General features: G+C 53.9%; 17 protein-coding genes. 6 read left to right on the forward strand and 11 right to left on the reverse strand.

The window, feature by feature from the left end; genetic code table 11:
- Nucleotides 1-188 precede the first annotated feature (188 nt).
- Together BZL43_RS22405 and BZL43_RS22410 are read right to left on the reverse strand one after the other, a co-directional pair.
- Nucleotides 189-452 carry a hypothetical protein gene (locus BZL43_RS22405; protein ID WP_095634312.1) on the reverse strand — a complete coding sequence of 88 codons (264 nt, stop codon included), beginning with the start codon at nt 450-452 and terminating at the stop codon, nt 189-191.
- Entirely contained in the window at nt 442-1,230 is a 789-nt protein-coding gene (locus BZL43_RS22410; protein ID WP_095634313.1) for a VacJ family lipoprotein, read from the reverse strand. The genes BZL43_RS22405 and BZL43_RS22410 overlap by 11 nt, the downstream gene beginning before the upstream one ends.
- A 166-nt stretch (nt 1,231-1,396) precedes the next feature.
- Here BZL43_RS22410 and BZL43_RS22415 point away from each other — a divergent pair, with 166 nt between their 5' ends.
- From BZL43_RS22415 to BZL43_RS22435, 5 genes are all read left to right on the forward strand, one after another.
- Nucleotides 1,397-2,107 carry a response regulator gene (locus tag BZL43_RS22415; RefSeq protein WP_095634314.1) on the forward strand — a complete coding sequence of 237 codons (711 nt, stop codon included), beginning with the start codon at nt 1,397-1,399 and terminating at the stop codon, nt 2,105-2,107.
- Nucleotides 2,104-3,462 (forward strand): ATP-binding protein, encoded by a 1,359-nt coding sequence (locus BZL43_RS22420; protein WP_095634315.1) that lies wholly within the window; start codon nt 2,104-2,106, stop codon nt 3,460-3,462. The genes BZL43_RS22415 and BZL43_RS22420 overlap by 4 nt, the downstream gene beginning before the upstream one ends.
- Nucleotides 3,463-3,638: 176 nt before the next feature.
- Complete coding sequence (locus tag BZL43_RS22425) at nt 3,639-4,013, forward strand: hypothetical protein (protein WP_143517889.1); 375 nt, start codon at nt 3,639-3,641, stop codon at nt 4,011-4,013.
- A gap of 156 nt (nt 4,014-4,169) precedes the next feature.
- Nucleotides 4,170-7,706 carry an AAA domain-containing protein gene (locus BZL43_RS22430; RefSeq protein ID WP_095634317.1) on the forward strand — a complete coding sequence of 1,179 codons (3,537 nt, stop codon included), beginning with the start codon at nt 4,170-4,172 and terminating at the stop codon, nt 7,704-7,706.
- A 95-nt stretch (nt 7,707-7,801) separates the two neighbouring features.
- Nucleotides 7,802-8,533: a type IV pilus biogenesis/stability protein PilW gene (locus BZL43_RS22435; RefSeq protein WP_095634318.1), complete on the forward strand. Its 732-nt coding sequence runs from the start codon at nt 7,802-7,804 to the stop codon at nt 8,531-8,533.
- Between the two features lie 57 nt (nt 8,534-8,590).
- On the opposite strand, the gene BZL43_RS22440 is transcribed toward BZL43_RS22435, so the two are convergent.
- The 4 genes from BZL43_RS22440 to BZL43_RS22455 are packed head-to-tail and all read right to left on the reverse strand — an operon-like array spanning nt 8,591 to nt 13,723.
- Nucleotides 8,591-8,812 carry a formate dehydrogenase subunit delta gene (locus BZL43_RS22440; protein WP_095634319.1) on the reverse strand — a complete coding sequence of 74 codons (222 nt, stop codon included), beginning with the start codon at nt 8,810-8,812 and terminating at the stop codon, nt 8,591-8,593.
- A complete protein-coding gene (fdhF, locus tag BZL43_RS22445; protein WP_095634320.1) occupies nt 8,809-11,691 on the reverse strand; it encodes a formate dehydrogenase subunit alpha in 2,883 nt (960 codons plus the stop codon). Before fdhF ends, BZL43_RS22440 begins: the two co-directional genes overlap by 4 nt.
- Nucleotides 11,688-13,250, reverse strand: coding sequence for an NADH-quinone oxidoreductase subunit NuoF (locus tag BZL43_RS22450; RefSeq protein ID WP_095634321.1), 1,563 nt, complete (start codon nt 13,248-13,250; stop codon nt 11,688-11,690). Before BZL43_RS22450 ends, fdhF begins: the two co-directional genes overlap by 4 nt.
- A complete protein-coding gene (locus BZL43_RS22455; protein ID WP_095634322.1) occupies nt 13,247-13,723 on the reverse strand; it encodes a formate dehydrogenase subunit gamma in 477 nt (158 codons plus the stop codon). The genes BZL43_RS22450 and BZL43_RS22455 overlap by 4 nt, the downstream gene beginning before the upstream one ends.
- Nucleotides 13,724-14,115: 392 nt before the next feature.
- Between BZL43_RS22455 and BZL43_RS22460 the strand changes: the two genes are divergently transcribed.
- Entirely contained in the window at nt 14,116-14,457 is a 342-nt protein-coding gene (locus BZL43_RS22460; protein ID WP_095634323.1) for a potassium channel family protein, read from the forward strand.
- A 220-nt stretch (nt 14,458-14,677) separates the two neighbouring features.
- Here BZL43_RS22460 and BZL43_RS22465 read toward each other — a convergent pair whose 3' ends face one another.
- The 5 genes from BZL43_RS22465 to BZL43_RS22490 all read right to left on the reverse strand — a co-directional run bounded on the left by BZL43_RS22465 (nt 14,678) and on the right by BZL43_RS22490 (nt 20,374).
- Nucleotides 14,678-14,959 (reverse strand): DUF3077 domain-containing protein, encoded by a 282-nt coding sequence (locus tag BZL43_RS22465; protein ID WP_095634324.1) that lies wholly within the window; start codon nt 14,957-14,959, stop codon nt 14,678-14,680.
- 466 nt (nt 14,960-15,425) lie between these two features.
- A complete protein-coding gene (locus BZL43_RS22475) occupies nt 15,426-16,082 on the reverse strand; it encodes a methyltransferase domain-containing protein (RefSeq protein WP_095634325.1) in 657 nt (218 codons plus the stop codon).
- Nucleotides 16,083-16,096: 14 nt separating this feature from the next.
- Nucleotides 16,097-16,762: a hypothetical protein gene (locus tag BZL43_RS22480; RefSeq protein WP_095634326.1), complete on the reverse strand. Its 666-nt coding sequence runs from the start codon at nt 16,760-16,762 to the stop codon at nt 16,097-16,099.
- 169 nt (nt 16,763-16,931) lie between these two features.
- Nucleotides 16,932-19,451, reverse strand: a complete 2,520-nt coding sequence (locus BZL43_RS22485; protein WP_095634327.1) for a DEAD/DEAH box helicase — start codon at nt 19,449-19,451, stop codon at nt 16,932-16,934.
- Complete coding sequence (locus BZL43_RS22490; RefSeq protein WP_095634328.1) at nt 19,451-20,374, reverse strand: DUF1837 domain-containing protein; 924 nt, start codon at nt 20,372-20,374, stop codon at nt 19,451-19,453. The genes BZL43_RS22485 and BZL43_RS22490 overlap by 1 nt, the downstream gene beginning before the upstream one ends.
- Nucleotides 20,375-20,759 lie beyond the last annotated feature (385 nt).

The following is a 20,759-nucleotide window of genomic DNA, read 5'->3' on the forward strand; positions in this document are numbered from 1 at the left end:
AGAGTAGGTCATCGTCAAGATCAAATTCCGAAACCCCTATCTGCATCTGCAGGTAGGGGTTTTGTTTTGTCCGCAGGAAAGTTCGTACGGCATTATCGGGTCGCTCCTGGCTGATTGCGATCTTGGCCCGACATAAGTAGCGGGGAAGACGACCGGAAGTCGCCGTCCTCCACTTCATCATCCTGAAATCAAGTCGGCGACTGGCTGTCTGTTCTCATGACATCTGCCTCGCCATTGGCCACGAGCCAGCGAATCATGTCGGCAACGGACACGGTATGACTACGCTCTATCCAGCGCACTAGTGCCGGCCCGTAGTGTTCGGTGTATCGGCTGAGCACCAGTTGGCGACAGTCCGCTGACAAGCGCAGGGTAATTTCCCGGCAGTGCAGATTGGCCGGGTCGTCCCGCGTCACCCGTTGCTGCAGAACCAGGCTATTGCTTTCAGAACCCATCAGCCGGTGCTCCTGTGCATTGAGAGGTGGTGTTCTCGGGCGAGCCTTGTTTGCCATCGGCCACATAAGCAGCACGATGCTCGGCCACCACATCACGCAACGCGCTGTAATAGTCCGGCAATTTCTGCAGGCTGTCGGTCAGCGGTAAGGCTTCTGCCCGACCATCGACGATGTCACCGACAGTGCTGATAGTCGACAGCGTCTCCACGGTATCGCTATTGCTGCCGAACGGGTCGACAACAAAGCCGAGCACCCGGCCGGCGGCGTCGCGACTGTTGGAGGTTCCAAGCAATGGCAGCTCGACGATCGGACCATTGCCGATGCCCCACACGCCGAAGGTCTGGCCGAAGTCCGCGTCGTGGCGCGGGATACCGGCCATGCCGGAGACGTCGATCAAGCCCACCACCCCCACCGTGGTATTGAGTGCGAAACGTCCCAGGGTATTGACCGAGCGCATGGGGTTGCCTTGCAGCAGGTCGTTGATAAAGACCTTGGGCTCACCGAAGTTCGCCACAAAGTTATGCACACCGGTCTGGAAAAAGTCCGGCAAGTAGCGATAGCCGCGAGCGACCGGCGCCACAGCGTAGTCGTCGACTGTCCGGTTGAACGCAAAGACTGCGCGATTGAACGGTTCTGCCGGGTCGTACACCGAATAGGCGACATCGGCGCAGGCAACATCGGTGTTGGGCTGCAATTGGCTGCTGCAGCCTGTCAGCCCTGCCAACACGGCAATTGAGGTGTTGCGGGTCAGCCAGGGAGCACACTTGAAAGGCAACATGAATGCAAGTCTCAGGAGGAGTTTGCGGTGATGCTGAACTCCGGGCCTTGCGCAAAGATGTCTGGTTTATTGCGCCGCTGACGCTTTATTGCAGAGTTGAAATATATGACGCCCGGCCATGAATGGTTTTAGATAGCGGTTCCATTCGCCCCTTAAGTGACCTTTGGTGAACAGCCTTTTAATTGTCGACGACGACCTTGAAGTCCTTGATCTACTGAAAAAATTCTTCGTGCAGCACGGCTACAGCGTTGAGGTCGCCACTGACGGCGCGTCACTGTGGGCGGCCATCGGACGCCAGGCGCCAGACCTGATCATTCTTGACGTGATGTTGCCCGGCGACAACGGCCTGATCCTGTGTCAGCAACTGCGGATTCGATACGCCATACCAGTGATCATGCTGACGGCCATGGGCGAACTCAGTGATCGGGTGGTTGGCCTGGAGCTGGGCGCCGATGATTATCTGACCAAGCCTTTCGACGCCCGTGAACTGTTGGCCCGAGTGCGCGCCGTGCTGCGTCGTGTGGACGAGCGCCGGCCGGTGCCGCAGGAACGGCCACGGCCGCTGATTGATTTCGCCGACTGGCACCTGGACGTTACCCGCCGTGAATTGCGCTCGCCGGATAACGTGATGATCCCGCTGTCGGCGGGTGAGTTCGACTTGCTGCTGGTCTTCGTCGAAAACCCCCAACGCATTCTTACCCGCGAACAATTGCTGGACCTGGCGCGCGGGCAATGCCATGAGGCATTCGATCGCAGCATCGACGTTCAGGTCAGCCGGCTGCGACGCAAACTCGAGTCCGACACGAAGCGGCCGGCGATGATCCGCACCGTGCGCAATGGCGGTTATCTGTTTACTCCCAGCGTGACGCGGCGATGAGCTGGCTGAAGCGGATTCGCCCCCGAGAATGGCCGCAGGATACGGTAGCGCGCTGGATCGCGTTGACGATCATCCTGGCCATGCTCATTTCCCTGGCGCTCAACGGGTTATTTATCCAACTGGCCGGTGTATGGGCGCGCCCGCCCTTGACCGAGATCGGTTTGCTGCAAAAAGCCGCTGCCATCACCCGCGTCATCGAGGCCGCCCCGGTGACGCTGCGCAACCCATTGGCACAAGCCGCCAATGAGAACGGCTTCACTGTCACGTGGCATCCTGATCGGCACGATCTCAATTTGCCGACGGTGGATGATCCGAAGTCTGACATTGGCTCGACCATTCTGCAGCCGATGCTCAGAGCCCCTGACCGGCGCATCGAAGCCTATGAACCGGCAGACTGGCCGGAGCACACGGCAGACGCGCATTACGCGCTGCTGATCGAGCTATCGGATTCATCATGGCTGATGTTCTCCGCGCCGTCGCGCAGTTGGGGTCTCGACGAAACGCCACGCTACCTGATTGTCATCCTGCTGGTGTTGATCTCCACCGCATTGGTCGCGCTGATCGCCACCCGACGCCTCGCCACACCTTTGCAGCGCTTTGCCGAAGGCGCCCGCCGCTTTGGCGTGGATTTCCGCGCACCGCCGATCGAGCCGCTCGGGCCCCACGAAATCCGCCAGGCCATTCTCGCGTTCAACGCCATGCAGGCGCAGCTGCAACACTTCATCCGCGACCGTACGCAAATGCTCGCCGCCATCTCCCATGACCTGCGCGCGCCTCTGACGCGGATGCGCTTGCGAGGCGAATTCATCGAAGACAGCGAGCAACAGCAACGACTGTTTCGTGACGTGGATGAAATGCAGGCAATGATCAATTCGGCGCTGGAGTTTTTCCGTGATGATGCGCGGCTTGAACCGGCGACCCAGTTTGATCTGGCAGAACTGCTGCAAACCTTGCTTGATGATTACCGGGATCAGGGCATCGACATTGCGTTCAGCGGGCCGCTGCGGTGGGTGTATTTCGGACGTCCGCTGGGGCTTAAACGGGTGATTACCAACTTGCTCGATAACGCTATCAAGTACGGCAGTGAGCCGGGCGTTGAACTGATCCCGAGCGCCGGCCAGGTGCGGATCAAAATACTGGATCGTGGGCCGGGTATTCCTGAGTTCAGTCTTGAACAGGTGTTTACACCGTTTTTTCGTCTGGAGGGTTCGCGGAACAAGAGTACCGGTGGGGTGGGTTTAGGGTTGTCGGCGGCTCGGGCAATTGTGCTGGAGCATGGCGGAGAATTACGGCTGCTCAATCGGGCGAAGGGCGGGTTGGAAGCGTTGGTGGTGTTGCCGGTGCAGGTGGGGTAGGGCACAGGTCATTCCAATCGCCTTCGGTCACTTCGTGAGTGAAGGCGCTATGCCATCACATTTTCGTCTGCTAAGGTTCTGACCCATAAATGGATCCACATCTCATGGAGTAGAAGATGTTCAAGTCTCTTACGGATAAAGCGCGGGCTCTGTCAGGCGGGATCGCCGACAAGGCCATGGCAGCCAAAGACAGTGTGTCCGGCAATTTTTCGGCAGGCACATCGAAAGCCTCGGAGTTTTTGGAAAATAACTGGGGCAAGGTCGAAAACGTTTTGGTCAATGGCCTGCTGACTGTTACGGAAGAAAAGCTCAAGGATGATGAGGTCTTCATCATGTTGGTCGAAAAAGCTTATGAAATGCTGCCAACGCCTGTCCGTTTGATCCTCTCTCGTACGACGTTCATCAATCACACCATGACCCATCGCGAAAGCCTGGTCGCCAAGTTGCGGGAGAAAAAAGCCCTGCGTTTGCTCAACGATAGTGCGTTGACCAATCAGGCGTTGCTCATTGATGACGACAGTCTGATCGCTTCTGTTGAAACGCCGCGATAGTTGTTGCCAAGGTCTGATTGAGCGGGGGGCTGAACCTGCCTCCGCATTTTGGATCCCCCCAGCCAATAGGCTCGCGAAAGAACGCATGGGCCCATTTCCGCTAGTGCCTGGCCATACAAAGTGGCATCAGGTGTACGACACGACTGAATCAGGACGATGAACGAAAACTCTCTGAAATTCGCCAAGTATTGGCGCAACTCCCTCGTCGACGCCGAGAATGGCAGCGGCGGTCTGAAACTCGATGACCTGGCAGGCCATGTTCACCTCCCGCTCGAAGCCTTGCACGCCGGTTACTTGGGAAGCGAGACCGTCGAAGCGTTATTCAAGGACGAGCCTCGGCAATGCCATACGCTTGAAGTCACCATTCGGCCCTGGGTATTCAAGGCGCGACTGGAACACGGAAAACCCCGTAACGGGATGCATGCGCTGGTGACGCCACTGCTTGGGCATGTGCAGATCAATCGTCACGGGCAACTTTTTCCGACTAAAAACACTGTTATTCCGCGAGATATCCTGGAGCCTCTGGAGTCAGGCTGTTTCGCGTTGGGCGATGTCGCGGACGTCGATCGGTTTTTGGCGGTCAACACGCTGCCAGCATTCGAGTCCCCCGAAGAAGGCCAGGCCGCCGCGACCGACGAATATGCCGAACGGTGGGCAACGTATTTGGGTTTTTGTCAGCGTTTTGTCGACGAAGTCAGTTCAGGTTGGCTGCAAGGCGATAACGGCTACGAACGATCGAATGAATGGTGTCTGTTCAAAGAAGAAAAGGTATCCGGCGCCAGTCAGCACATTGTGCGCTTGTATGATCACCTGCATGACACGTCTCCCCAAAGCGCGCTATTTGAACGCTACGCCAGTCAGGCATCGCTCGACCCTGAACCGTGCTTGCCGCCAAATGCCGGTTTTGCCACACGTTTGGGCCATGCCAGCGATGAGTATGCGTTGGCCAGTGAGCAACGTGGAGCCCTGGCACATTTCCTGGCCTCCAACGACGGAGACATTCTAGGGGTGAACGGGCCGCCCGGTACGGGCAAGACCACCTTGCTGCTATCGGTTGTGGCTTCGCTGTGGGCCAAGGCTGCGTTGGCTGGAGCAGAGCCGCCGGTGATTGTCGCCAGCTCTACCAATAACCAGGCGGTGACCAATATTCTCGATGCCTTCGCCACCGATTTCGCCTCTGGCAGCGGGCCATTTGCCGGCCGCTGGTTGCCGGACATCAAAAGCTTTGGGGCTTATTTCCCGAGCAAATTCACAGACCCGGTAACATCGAGCAAATATCAGTGCCAAAGCTTCTTTACCGGTACCGAGTCTGCCAGTTACCTGGAACAGGCCAAAGACGAGTGGTTGAGCAAAGCATCAACGGCTTTCCCCTCCTTGCCGTCGCCCACGGTGGAAGGGGTTGTTGGACAGTTGCACCACGCGCTGCAAGCTCGTTCCAATGAATTGCACAACATCGAACGCTCATGGCAAGCCCTGGCGACCGCACGCCAGGCACTTGTGGCGGTGTGGGGCGATGATCCTGAGGCCGGTATCACAGCTGCGCAGCAAGACGTGCAGAATCTCAAGGCCAAAAGCACCAAAAAAAAAGCGCTGGAGAATTCGTTCCGCAAGTACCTGGCCGACGAATCGCTGTGGTACGTGATCTTCGCCTGGTTTGCACCTGTTCAACAAAAGCGCTTGCTTCGTGCACGGCTGCATCTCGAGCAGAGCCACGACGCTTTGCAGGCATCGGAGCCGTTGCTGAACGAGGCTCAACTGACCCAGTTACTCGCGCTGGACAATGTGTTGGCAATCAGCGAAACACTGGCCGCCTGGCGTGCCACGACAAGCGCCGAGATCAGCGCACTTGAGGCGAAAATCGACGCCGCACAAGAGTTGCAGTTGGCGCTAAAGCAGCGCCTGGCGAGTTGGCGATCAGCACTGTCGCCGCTGGAGCTGGCTCCCGATGTTGTGACCGATGACATGACCCTGAACGATTGCGATCCGTTGGCCGACACTCGGATTCGCTTCCCGATCTTCCTGTTGAGCACGCACTATTGGGAAGGGCGCTGGTTGCTTGAAGTCGAGCAAACGTTGCCACAAATCCTCAAGGACCAAAGCAAGAACGGCCGAAAAGCCCTGGAAAAAAAATGGTATCGCTGGATGAAACTGACACCCTGCGTCGTGTCGACTTTCTTCATGCTGCCCGCCCATATGAAGGGCAGCAAGCACAGCGGCCAGGGTCTGATTGAAGACTACATGTACAACCTCATCGATCTATTGATCGTCGACGAAGCCGGTCAGGTTTTGCCCGAAGTCGCCGGTGCTTCCTTTGCCTTGGGCAAGAAAGCCCTGGTCATCGGGGACACGTTGCAAATCGAACCGATTTGGTCGATCCCGGACTCGGTGGACATCGGCAACCTGTTGTGTAGCAATCTGTTGCCAAGTGTCGGTGTCGATGAAGCGTATGCAAAACTTTGCGCCACGGGTGTGAGTGCGGCATCGGGCAGCGTGATGCAAATTGCCCAAAATGCCAGTCGCTATTGGTACGACCCCGACATGGACCGGGGCATGTTCCTGTACGAACATCGTCGTTGCTATGACTCGATCGTCGATTACTGCAACACCCTTTGTTACCAAGGCAAATTGGTGCCCAAGCGTGGTACTAAACCTCAAGGCGGCCTGTTGCCAGGCTTGGCTTATCTGCATGTGGATGGCATCTGCCGACAGCAGAACGGCCGTAGCCGCATGAACCGTCTCGAGGCCGAAACGATCGCGGCGTGGATCGCTGCCCACCGCGAGAAACTGGAGGCAAGTTACGGGCTGGAGTTGTGGAAGATCGTGGGTGTGATCACGCCCTTCGGCGCGCAATCCCAAGCAATTGCCGAGGCATGCGCCGCACTGGGCATCCAGACTGGCAAAGGCGAAGGCGAGCTGACCATCGGCACCGTTCACTCCTTTCAGGGGGCGGCGCGGCCGGTGGTGATCTTTTCTGCGGTGTATTCCAAGCACGCTGATGGTGGCTTCATCGATCGTCGACCGAGCATGCTCAACGTAGCGGTCTCCCGGGCCAAGGATAGCTTCCTGGTTTTTGGCGACATGGACCTGTTCGGCATGGTGCCCAAAGGTAAGCCTCGTGCTCTGCTGGCTGACTACCTGCTACGCGATCCTGCGAGTGAGCTGGCTTTCGAATACCTTCCGCGCAAAGACCTGGAGTCTCCCCGGTCAACACTTAGCCATCTGGTAAACGCGGATGCTCACGACGACTTCTTGTTGAAAACCTTGGCCACCGCAATGCGTGAAGTACACATCGTTTCGCCATGGATTATATTGAAGCGGATCCACGAGATCGGCGCATGGGAGGCAATGAGTGCCGCGGTTGAGCGAGGCGTCAAAGTGCGGGTTTATACCGACAGGGATTTCAACATTTCAGAAAAATCGCCTGACATTCAAGCGAAAAGAGATGAACTCAAGCACGCCATTGAGGCCCTGCGAGGCCAGCGCATCGACTCCCATGTGGTGGCCCGGGTACATAGCAAAATCGTCATGGCCGACGATGAGTTGCTGTGTATGGGATCATTTAACTGGTTCAGTGCGAGACGTGACCGCTGGGCCAACTATGAAACCTCAATGGTTTATGAGGGGCCGGATGTGACGGGGGAAATCAAGGTGCACAGGGAAAATCTTGTGGCGCGGATAGTTTCGCGGCACTGATAACAGGGCCTGGCCGCTCAGCGGCCAGGCCAGCAGAAATTCCCGTTTATTGCTGCGATCAGAACAACGGGTCGACATTCAAACAGAGAAATAATATGGACATTAAATGGCGCCGCTTCATACAGATTGAAGCGATCCTCCTGCTGCTCATCACCCCATTTTTTGCTCACGCAGACATTACTGAGGAGGAGGCCACCGCCAACTGCCTTAAAGTCAGCGAGTATTCCGCCGAGGGTGGGAAATATTACAAGCTCAAGCAATATGCCAAGGCTCGGGAACAATATGAGCAGCAAGCCGGTTGGTCTGAGAGTTGTCAGCTGGACGAAGAAAAAGTCGCGTTGGCCTACAACAACGTGGCACTGACCTACGTCCACGAAGGCAATTACCTGAAGGCTCGGGCGTGGTTGAGTATTCTGCCCAACGACAAAAAATCGATGTTCAACCTCGGGAAAATCAGCGGCGATATCAAGAACGCCCTGGAGAAACAGTCAAGCAAACCGCAAGGGCAGTATTGGCAATATGCCGGGGCTTCGTTATGGAATTCCATGACGATCAAGCCACAAGGCATGAAATACCAAGTTGATTTCGAGGGTTATTACGCAGGCCTGATGGCGATGTATTACGGTCCCAATCTCGGTGAGTTTTCAACGGTATTAGCGTTTGATAACGGCAAGGCTCATTACGCCATGAGTGGAGATGATGGTGACTGTGAATACGACTTCGACATTAAAAAAGACCTGCTCACGGTAACGCGTACGGCCGGTGAATCATGCGGTTTTGGTCACAATGTAGGCGCTGAAGGCGCCTACCAACGGGTCGAGTTCTAGTTTGGAAAGATGGAAAGCCCCGAAAGCTCAGGGCTGATTCCAACGGATCAAGCGTACCTAAGCCTCCCAGCCCGCCCCACTGACCGCTGCCTGCGCCAGTGGGTGCAAGTCTGCCCCTTGATGCGCCGTCTGCCAGGCCAGCAATTCCTTGCGCATGCCGGGCGTCCAGTACATCTGCAGATGATTACGCACGCCGAGCACTGCCTGTTTCTGGTCCGGCTCGCTGGCGAAATACTGGGCGATCTGGTTGGCCATTTTGATCAGGTTATCGGTACTCATCGGCGTACCTCCGCTTTAGCGCCACGCGCCTGGCGGCGTTCGTCGAGCAGGCGTTGCTGTTCGTCGCTGAACGCCTGATAGCGTTTTTGCCATTCCGAAGGGTGGTAGACGCGGCTGACTTCCACGGCGGTGACCTTGTATTCCGGACAGTTGGTAGCCCAGTCGGAATTGTCAGTGGTGATCACGTTGGCCCCCGACTCAGGGAAGTGAAAGGTGGTGTACACCACGCCCGGGGCTACCCGTTCGGTGATCCGCGCACGCAGAACGGTCTGCCCGGCGCGGCTGCCGATGCCGACCCAGTCCCCTTCGTTGATGCCACGGCTCTCGGCATCGGTCGGGTGGATTTCCAGGCGGTCTTCGTGGTGCCAGGCGACGTTGTCGGTACGCCGGGTCTGGGCGCCGACGTTGTATTGGCTGAGGATGCGCCCGGTGGTCAGCAGCAGGGGATAGCGACTGTTGACCTTTTCCTCGGTAGGCACGTAACCGGTGAGCATGAAGCGGCCCTTGCCGCGCACGAACTCTTCGATGTGCATGGTCGGCGTGCCGTCGGGTGCCGCGGCGTTGCACGGCCATTGCAGGCTGCCGTGGCGATCCAGTTCGGCATAGCTGACGTTGGTGAAGGTCGGCGTCAGGCTGGCGATTTCATCCATGATTTCTGACGGGTGCTGGTAACTCATCGGGTAACCGAGTGCGTTGGACAGCGCTACGGTGCCTTCCCAGTCGGCCTTGCCACCCAGCGGTTCCATGACTTTACGCACACGAGAAATGCGCCGCTCGGCATTGGTGAAGGTGCCGTCTTTTTCCAGGAACGAGCTGCCTGGCAGGAATACGTGGGCGAACTTGGCGGTTTCGTTGAGGAAAATATCCTGCACCACCACGCATTCCATGGCCGACAGCGCCGCGGTGACGTGCTGGGTATTCGGGTCGCTCTGGGCGATGTCTTCGCCTTGGCAATACAAACCTTTAAAGCTACCGCCCAGTGCTGCCTCGAACATGTTGGGAATGCGCAGTCCCGGATCAGGTTGCAGAGTGACGTTCCACGCCTGTTCGAACTGCGCCCGAACCGCTTCGTTAGAGACGTGGCGGTAGCCAGGCAATTCGTGGGGGAAGGAGCCCATGTCGCAGGAGCCTTGAACGTTGTTTTGCCCACGCAGCGGGTTCACGCCCACGCCTTCGCGGCCGATGTTGCCGGTAGCCATGGCCAGGTTGGCGATGCCCATGACCGCGGTGCTGCCCTGGCTGTGCTCGGTGACGCCCAGGCCGTAGTAGATCGCCGCGTTGCCGCCGGTGGCATACAGACGAGCGGCGGCGCGGATGTCGGCAGGGTCTACGCCGCAGATGGCGCCAAGGGTTTCCGGCGAGTTTTCCGGGCGGCTGACGAACTCGCTCCAGCGGGCGAAATCAGTGCCTTCGCAGCGGGCGTCGATAAAGGTTTGATTGAGCAGGCCTTCGGTGACGATAACGTGGGCCAAGGCGTTGAGCATGGCGACGTTGGTGCCTGGGCGCAGGGCCAGGTGCAATTCGGCGCGTGCATGCGCCGAGTCCACCAGATCAATGCGTCGTGGGTCGATGACGATCAGCCGCGCGCCTTCACGCAGGCGACGTTTGAGCTGGGAGGCGAACACCGGGTGGGCATCGCTGGGGTTGGCGCCCATGACCAGAATCACGTCGGCCTGCATCACCGAATCGAAACTCTGGGTGCCGGCAGACTCGCCCAGGGTTTGTTTCAGGCCATAGCCGGTCGGCGAGTGGCAGACCCGCGCACAGGTGTCGACGTTGTTGTTGCCGAAGGCGGCGCGTATCAGTTTTTGCACCAGATAGGTTTCTTCATTGGTGCAGCGGCTGGAGGTGATGCCGCCAATGGAGTCCCGGCCATATTTTTGCTGCAGCCGACGGAATTCGCTGGCGGCATAGGTCACCGCTTCATCCCAGCTGACTTCCTGCCAAGGGTCATTGATATGCTTGCGGATCATCGGCTTGGTGATGCGATCCGGATGGGTGGCGTAGCCCCAGGCAAAGCGTCCTTTGACGCAGGAGTGGCCGTGGTTGGCCTGGCCGTTCTTGTCTGGAACCATGCGCACCAGTTGGTCGCCTTTCATCTCGGCGCGGAACGAACAGCCCACACCGCAATAAGCGCAAGTGGTGATCACACTGTGTTCCGGTTGCCCCAGTTCGACCACGCTTTTTTCCATCAGCGTCGCGGTCGGGCAGGCTTGCACACAAGCACCGCAGGACACGCATTCCGAGTCCAGGAAGTTCTCGCCCCCGGCGGCCGCGACACGGGATTCGAAACCGCGCCCGGTAATGGTCAGGGCGAAGGTGCCCTGGGTTTCTTCGCAGGCGCGCACGCAACGGTTGCAGACGATGCATTTGCTCGGGTCGTAGTCGAAGTAGGGATTGGAAGTGTCCTTCACATCCGCCAGATGGTTGTCGCCTTCATAGCCGTAACGCACTTCTCGCAGGCCGACCTGACCGGCGACGGTTTGCAACTCGCAGTTGCCGTTGGCCGAGCAGGTCAGGCAATCGAGCGGGTGATCGGAGATGTACAGCTCCATGACGTTGCGGCGCAGGGTCGCGAGTTTTGGCGTCTGGGTATGGACGCTCATGCCTTCGCTGACCGGCGTGGTGCAGGAGGCCGGATAACCACGCATGCCGTCGATCTCCACCAGGCACATGCGGCAGGAGCCGAAGGCTTCCAGGCTATCGGTGGCGCACAGTTTGGGAATGGTGGTGCCCAGCAGCGCGGCGGCACGCATCACTGAGGTGCCTTCGGGCACGCTGATGCTGCGGCCATCGATATTGAGGGTGACTTGCACCTGACTGTCGCGGGCAGGGGTACCCAGGTCGATATCGGTTTTCGGATCGAAGAGAGTGATCATTGGTCGGCCTCCGAGGACTGCAGACCGAAGTCGGCGGGGAAGTACTTGAGGGCGCTGACGACTGGATAGGAAGTCATGCCGCCTAACGCGCACAGCGAACCGTATTGCAGGGTGTCGCACAGGTCCTTGAGGATGATCACCTGCTCATCACGACTGTCCTGGTCAGGCGCGGCCAGCAGGCGGTCTATCACCTCCACGCCCCGGGTCGAGCCGATGCGGCATGGGGTGCATTTGCCACAGGATTCCTCGGCGCAGAACTGCATGGCGAAACGTGCCATGTGGGCCATGTCCAGGCTGTCATCAGCCACCACCACACCGCCGTGTCCGAGCATGGCGCCGATGGCGGTGAAGGCTTCGTAATCCAGCGGCGTATCGAATTGCGCGGGCGGCACCCAGGCACCGAGCGGGCCACCCACTTGGGCGGCTTTCAGCGGCCGGCCGCTGGCGGTGCCACCGCCGTAGTCTTCCACCAGTTCCCGCAGCGTCAGGCCAAAGGCCCGCTCAACCAGGCCGCCGTGACGAACGTTGCCCGCCAACTGAAAGGGCATGGTGCCCAAAGAGCGGCCCATGCCGTAATCGCGATAGAACTGCGCGCCCTTGGCCAGAATCAGCGGCACCGAGGCCAGGGTCAGCACGTTATGCACCAGAGTCGGCAAGCCGAACAGCCCCTGCAGGGCGGGAATCGGTGGCTTGGCGCGAACGATCCCGCGCTTGCCTTCCAGAGAATCCAGCAGCGCGGTTTCCTCTCCGCAGATGTAAGCGCCGGCACCGACGCGCACTTCCATGTCGAAGGCCTGGCCGCTGCCGGCAACATTGGCACCCAGGTAACCGGCAGATCGAGCGATATTCAGTGCCGCGCGAAGCACGGCGACGGCTTGTGGATATTCCGAGCGCACGTAGATGTAGCCGTAAGTGGCGCCAACAGTGATACCGGCAATGGCCATGCCTTCGATCAGCAGGAAGGGGTCGCCTTCCATCAACATGCGGTCGGCGAAGGTGCCGGAATCGCCTTCGTCGGCATTGCACACAATGTATTTCTGCGCCGCTTCGGTAGCGCGCACCGTGCGCCATTTGATCCCGGCAGGGAAGGCTGCGCCGCCACGGCCACGCAAGCCTGAATCGAACACCTCGGTCGCGGTCTGTTCACCACCGAGGGTGACGGCTCTTTTCAACCCCTCGAAACCGCCATGATCCAGGTAATCGTCGAGATACAGCGGCCGGGTGATGCCGGCGCGGGCAAACAGCAGGCGTTGTTGGGTCTTGAGATACGGCAATTCTTCCACCAGGCCCAAGGCCAGTGGATGCGCGGACGGCTCGCCTTGCAATGCATCGAGCACGGAAGGCACGTCGGCGGCAGTCAGCGGGCCGAAGCCGATACGGCCTTGCGGGCTGTCCACCTCAAGCAGCGGTTCCAGCCAATACAGACCGCGCGAACTGGTACGTTGCAATTCCTGGGGAACAGAGCGTCCCCGGGCGTGGGTGATAAGGGCTACCGCAACCTCTTCGGTACCCACGGCACGGGCCACCGAATCCGAGGACAAATAGAAAGCCGGCATCATGCGTCCTCCCGGCAAGCGTCGAGCAGGGCATCCAGACGCTCGGCACTAAGCCGCGCATGCACTTGACCATCCAGCTCCAGAGCGGGCGAACAGGCACACGCGCCAAGGCAATACACCGGGCGCAAACTGATGCTGCCGTCGGCGCTGCTGCCGTGGTCGTCCAGTTGCAGGCGTTCGCGCAACTGCGCGGCGAGCTGTTCGGCGCCACGGCTCTGGCAGGACTCGGCCCGACACAGGCGCAAGATATGCCGGGCCGGCGGCGCGGTACGGAAGTCATGGTAGAAACTGATCACCCCGCGAACCTCGGCCTGACTCAGGTTGAGGGCGTGGGCAATCTCGGGGATGGCGGCATCGGGGATGTAACCAATGCCCTCCTGAATCTCATGAAGGATCGGCAACAGTGCGCCGGGGGAACGTTTGTGGCGCTCCAGCAGGCTGTTGACCATAGGCAGGTGCAACATTTCATCAGGCATACAGCATTCCTCACGATCACGGACAAACCAGGCGGTTGTCAGTTGTCCGAAAGTGTCGGCTGCGGCAGTCACACCACGTCACGGAATCGTGGCATTTTCAGGCCGTTGGCCAGGCACCCTGAGCGGGCATCTTGTTGGGCCCGGTGCAGTCTTTGCCGCACCTCTTCAGGGCATAACAGGCAGCTTGCCATGCTGCCTTTGATTCATCTGCACCAAAGCGACGTGTTCGATTCTGTCTACGACTACCCGTTAAGTCTAGAAGAGTACGGCCCGAGGCGTTCGCTCATTAACATCTTTCGAACAGTCCTTGAGCACGCTTGTGCCAAGCTGAGAGGGTATTGAAACGCCATGCATTCAATTGCCGGTCAGGCCAGTCCCAAGAGGTCCACAACATGAACACCACTCATGCATCGCACGTCCGTCGCGAGTTCTACAAAGCCGTCAGGTTTTACTTTCACGTTGTCTGGCCAATTTTTTCCATCCTGCTGTTTTTGATTGTGCTGTTCGGCCTGATCATCAGCTTTCTTGAAGGATGGGATCCCTTTGACGGCATCTACTTCGCGTTCGTGACCGGCCTGACCATCGGTTATGGAGAACTCGTCCCCAAACTGGCCGTCTCGCGGATATTGGCGATTTTGCTGGGATTCAACGGGGTGCTGATGACGGCGATATTTGCGGCGATCAGTATTCGGGCGATTGAGATTGCGGTGCGGACGACAGATCAGGCGGAGTAGGAGCAGCAGCGGTGTAGGGGGAAATTGGCTATGAAGTATTTCAGTGTTTGCTGTGACCTGAATGATCAAAAGCCCCGACGGTCTCGAGGCTACAAATACCTGTCAGTCGAGCACAATTCCTGTGGGAGCGGGCTTGCCCGCGAAAGCGCCAGGTCAGCCAACATCAATGCGGAATGCACTGTCGTCATCGCAAGCATTTCGCTCCCCCAGACCTTATTCCTTACCGACCGGCATCAGTACCATCCCGCCTAAGCACTTTCACCGCATCATCAACCACCGCCTTACTCATCGCCGTCAAATAATGCGCAGCCCAGGCATGGCGGTCAGTGTCTCTGGCGTAGGCGGCATCTTCGGTCAGCTTCTTGGCGAGAAACAGAAAATCAGAAGCCATGGCTAACGCATCACCGAGGGGAACGCCGTTAGTGACGTGGAACAGCGGTTGATCGGAGCAGTAGATGGCAGGTGTTAGGCCGATGGTTTTGAGTTCTGGTTGATCGGTCATTTGCCACCTCCGATGAGGGAGAGGCGGTGGGAGAGGGTGGACGGTGGGGTATTACGCGATTGGGAATTGCGTAGAGGGAAAAGCCAAATTTTGTACGGATTGATGCTGCGCATTATCAGACTCCTTGATATGGGGAGCTGCCACATTCGTTTCCACACGAATGGGTGACAGCTGTGCGCAGGGTGGAAAACCGGGAATCAAGGAAACCGGCACGCCCGAAGACGTCCCACGCACAGCCGCCATAACTCACGCCGCAGGCATAAAAAAAGCGCCGGCAGACGTGATGGGGGCGCTGTTGCGCCTTGAATTACACGGGTTTCCACACCCGGTCGCTGAATTGGCAGCGACGGTGGGAGGGTATCGCGCAGACCCTTTTCCTGCAACCTTCGAAAGCTTAAATTTCTATCCGCCAAAAAAATCGGAAAATAGTGTCTCACCCGCGTTTCGTTGCGTTTTGTTCATGTGCCTAAATATCAGATTGCGGTGAACGAGCCTCGACAAAAGTGCTTTCCCCCACACACCAAGACTTAATGATTTCAAAGCCGTTATCGAGCAGGAGCTCTTGTGTATTTGTCTTGTTAAAAATCCCATAATAAGTGGTGGATTTTTGATTTTTGTATATGTATCCATTTAGATGTTTTTTGCCAGATTCGAATTTTTTAAAATACGAGCTGCGGTGTTGATTGATAAATACAGCAACTCCATCTCTGGAAAGGAGCTTTTTAATGTTCAGTATTACGTTGCTAAGGGTTTCTGAGCAGGGGATTGCAGAGAGGACGTTTGTGCATGTTATTAGGTTGTACTGTTCTTGGTGTTCCTGTAATTTTTCGAATGGTACCGTTTTACAGTGTGGATAGTTTTTTGATACGAATTCAGTTACTGAGGTTTGTTCGTCTCTTATAATTTGTTTTCGAGAAAGCTGTATCTGAGAATCTACAAAAGTCACGGAGGTGGCTATTTTTGTTAATGTGTCGGAGTACCTTAACTTTCCGCAGCCAAAATCAAGGATAGAGTGAGCTTTACCGCGGCAAAGTAAATAATCTTCTACAGGTTTTGACTTTTGTGTATGCGGCTTGGCGGCATTTTCTGAACGGATGAGCGTGCCATTTACTAAATATCTCATGAGTTACGTCCTTGTTATTTGAAATATTCTTTCGTGGCTTGGGTAGGTATTTGTTTGGCCTGATCTTTGGATTTTTGAACGGTCACAAAAAACCATTGGGCTAGCGTGACTGCGAAGAGGGCAAGTAGATATAGCCACAGAGCAGTGAATGATTTGTCTCTGTAGATGAATTCAAGGATCGAGGTAGTAACCAAAACAACAAAATTATGCTCAAAGAAAACCCAGAAAAACATAGCATATCGCCAGAACAGCTGAACATAATGCTGATCTATCTTCTTTGCTTCTGGATAGTAAAACTTGCTCATGGCTAACTTTATTTCAGAGCGACTCAAGTCTTTGTTTATATTTGCATTTGCGAGTAGTGGTTTTATTATGAAGAACTTATCCCACGCGTATCTGATGCCAAGCAGTTTCGATATTTTGTTGTGCACCTCAAAAAAACTACTAAAAAAAGCTGCAAGCAATGCAGCGGCCAATGGTAAGGCGCCGAATGAGACTACCCAGTCTATGAACTCTTTATAGTCCTTTAGTGGTGGTATTAAAGATTCTGGAATTATAATGTTTGGAACCATTTCAAAGTAGCGAAGAGCTACAAAAAATATAAATGTAGTGATGGATGTTCCTTTGTTTAGACCTACAAGCATTTCGTTGTAGTTGTTGGGTGATTGTATTGTCAGCATTATTGTTTCCATTCAATAGGTGTTGGAAAATCTTGTTGGATCTGATCGAGCTTTCTCTGTCTAATAATCAGCGCTGCTTAAGGCTGTTGTTAATGGTGGGTAAGCCTAAAAACGGTAGGTGTATTTTCTTGAAAATAAACCCGTCCAATTTTTATTCTACGATCCTGCGTTATCCCTGTTTTAACCCTAGAATATCTTCAATCTCATGCTGACACATTTTTGGAAGTCCTAGTTTTGAAATGTCCTGTTTTATTAATATTTCAAGATAGTCTTCGGGCTCTGAAGAATCTGCCCAGTTGAGTCTGCCTTTAAGGCGAAGAGCAGTGAATCTAGAAAAACCTAGAGCCATTAAGCTTAGGTTGACTTTATCGCACGAACCAAATTCTAAGAAGGTGTGGTAGGGAGCTATTTTGATGGTTTGTTCTGGGTGACGTCTATCGATCATTACCTGATGTAGTATGTCTTCATATGCGCTGAAATATTTAACAAGGCTAAATCTTACTTTTTTTTCGATTACAGAGAGTACAGTTCTTATTATGGGAGATGCCTTTGCCATTGGGTCCTCCTTGCGAGCTCTAATTACGCGATCTCTGATTAATTGACTAATAGGAATTCCTGTTATCCATTTATGAGCTAATCCGCCGTACCATAGGCGTTGCAGTTCGCTGAGTTGCCAGTCAAATGCTTCACATATTAACTCTATAGCTTTGTCCATACGCGATTTTCCACCCTTCTCATAAGGTGAAATAAGCACAAGTTCACTAATGTCAATTTCTTCCATGAATCGATTGTATAAGGCTTGAAGATGGTCAGGTCTCAAGGCGCGATGCGTGTCGAGAATGCGTGAAGGAATGCTTATTTCAAGTGATTCTACGATGCTTAATGTTTTGGTCAGTTCGATTGAGTTGTTGGTGGATTCGTATTTCTTGACGATTTCCGCTGTGGTGCTCTCTTGGCTTTCATGAAATAGCCTTCCGAGTCCCGCCTCGGCTAACTCTTTGCGGTTTTCATTTTCCACCTTGCCATTCATTAGGTCGTGGATTAATGTTCCTCCGTCTTCCATTATTTTTGACATGGAAGATTGGATTTCCTGTAAACCATCTCCTGTGTATGACGGTTCTTCCCATAGATCTGGTGTCAGGCACCAAACATTTCCGTGAAACTCTTTGAGGAGTCTTCCTGCTCGGCCCGCGAGATTCAAAAAGTCGGGGCGATGCATTGGAGTAGCACCACTTTTAGGGTTTTCAATAACAATGTGTTTAGCCGGAAGATTTACCCCTTGTAAAAGAGTGCTAGTGCTGCATATGTACTTAATTTCACCTGATTTAAATAGGCTTTCTACGCCTGATCTAATAATGGAAGGTAAGTCGCCATAATGAAAGGCGACACCTCTTGGTAAGGTTATTACTAACGGGTGTTCTTCGTGAATTTCGGTTTTTATAAAAGATATGAAGTCTTTAATTTCTTCAGAGGTTTCTATTTCTTCTAGTGATTTTGCTAGCGACTTGGCGAGATCCTCCGCGTCAGCAGGTCCGTTTGAGAATATGATTGTCGATTCGTTTTGTTTGGTTATAAGTTTTGCGAAGGCTGATCTTCGTTGTAGGATCGGGGGGCGAAAGGTTATTCCGAGATCATAATTGCCTACGTCAATAGTGCCAAAGCGAGCAAGTAGTTGAAAGTTCGCGTATTTGGGCTTTCTAGCTACTTGGGAAACTAAAATTATATTTTGTGAAACTGGGGAGATTTGCTCCGTAAAAAAATATCCGTTGTCTAACCTGTTAAATAGATTGAGGAAGTAGCCTGGGTTTTTTATAAGTGGGCTTGCGAAAAATATTGAGGCGCCGGGGTATCGCCTTAAAGTTAGATCTACAGCGTTTTGTAATACAATGCCTCTTTTGCCTTTGTGTATCTCATGTGCTTCGTCAACGAATATTGAATCGATGCGAATTACATCATTCTCGGGTTTTAGCAAGCTTAGAAGACGCTCTTGAGTTAGTACGTATACTACGCTCTTTGATCTAAGGTGTTTTTCTAATGGAAAGGGAGCTGATCGGATTATTACGTCATTTATTTCTTGGTTTCGTACGGTAGATCTGATTCTGGAAGTTACTTCTGATATAAGAGCTCTTGTGGGGACGATGTATACAATGCATTTGTCAGTTTGAGAGGAGAGCCGCCGCATGAGGTCCATATTCAGGACGAATGACTTCCCAGCGGAGGTTGGCGCGGAAACGCTTAATGAACGCTCCCCACTCAAAGAAGTATAAAGTTTGTATTGGAAGTTCGTTAATAATGTTTCGTTGCTGACCGAGTTTTCCGCCTCTCTAGCAAGCCTTTCTAATGAAAGACTAAAGGGGATCTCTGGGCTATTTCCATTCGTATATCTTGTACGCAGAAGTGATCTTCCTGGGAAATTACCTATTCGTGAAAAAATTAGATCGGCTGCCCCATTAATTTTGGGCAGAGTTTCTGAGTAGCTTTCTAAAAGTCTTGTGATGATTTCATATGATAGATTTATGTCGTCACTTAGATCTGATATCGAAAGTGTCGAAGCTAGTCCAATTAAACGATTGCAGTCCAGTTCAGATAAAATATCATCTTGTTCGCTTTTTATAGAGAATAAGTTTAGCGCGCTACTACGGTAAAGTTTGGTTAGTGGGGATATGAATTCTTTTTCTAAGAGGTTCATTAGTCTAAAGCCTCATTGAAGGCGTTGCGAAATTCTTGTACTGAAGGAAAAGGAATAAAAAAAACTTCAAATCTTAAGTGTTTTTTTTCGAATTTTTCGAATTTCGTATTGAGTATTTTAGCCAGTCGACTGCTGTCTTTTAGTAGTCTGGCTCGGAAGTCCTCAATATTTTTTTTCGTGTTTGCAGTAGGGTTGTCGCGATATTCAGGCCAGTCGTAGCCTATTAAGCAAGCATGATTGAGTCTAACTCCTGGGCCCGGCTCTCCATACTTGATCAGGTCAGCCACGGATTCTCGAATTTTTTCATCCGCATACTTAAAGTGCTTTGTGACCATATTGAATTCATGTTTGTACATTTTTCCATCGTGAAATCCGTCCACGCTATCAAGTGCAGCAGTCACCGCGCGACTTACATCTTGATACATCTTTGATTCACCAAAGTAAAAGTCTACTATCTCATCAGCCTGATTCCACTTCATGTGGATGCCATCAGAACCTTTAACTTCATCTCTACGATTGGTTTTGAGCTCCATTTTTGCTACGACTTGTGGAGCTTCAAGTATGGCCTCGCTCAAAAAAAATAATAAAGCCTCTCCAGCTTCTCCGCTTGTATCAGGGTTGGTGGATGTGATGTTTGGGTGTCGAAAAAGCTCTCTAGCTTCTTTGGTAAGTTTGGCTGCTTGCCTAGTATTTAGTTGTTCTGGTCTATTCTTACAAGATATACAGTATTCAATGATGTATTGATAAAGCGCCTCAGCCAACGCTTTTATTGCTGGGCGACCATTTCCGTCAAAGCGCATGTGATGTATGCGCATATTTGCAGTGATTTCGCCAATCAACTCGCTATGCTCAACTACATCTAGGCATGATTCTAAATCTGCTTTAGCGACTGACAGAAAGCGCCCAATATCAAGTTCTTCCATAAACCTACCACTCATGACTATGTTGAGAAATCATTTTGTAGTGATCGAAGTCATCACTGTCCTTATCTAGTGACCAGCGTATTTCCGTAAGGCTGGCAACAATATGGCGATTTGCTATGGCAGACAGTATCGTGATGACTGAGGCGCGTAAAGTAATAGTAGCTGGGGAGTAGCTGATGTCGTTCTAGGGGCTGTGGTGTCGTCGGTAATTGCGGCATAGAGCGTGGTGGGGGCATTCCCTTGCGGATTCTGGAACCTATCAAGGGCAGGCTTGCGCGGGACTCAGAGGGGGTGTCAGAAATTTTGTGTTCGGGCATAACATGAGTAAGAGGTGCATGTATGCCAACCAAGAAGAAACCCGCGTTGCGAGATCTACCGAAAATCC

Source organism: Pseudomonas sp. PICF141 (genome assembly GCF_002286815.1).
GTDB lineage: Bacteria > Pseudomonadota > Gammaproteobacteria > Pseudomonadales > Pseudomonadaceae > Aquipseudomonas.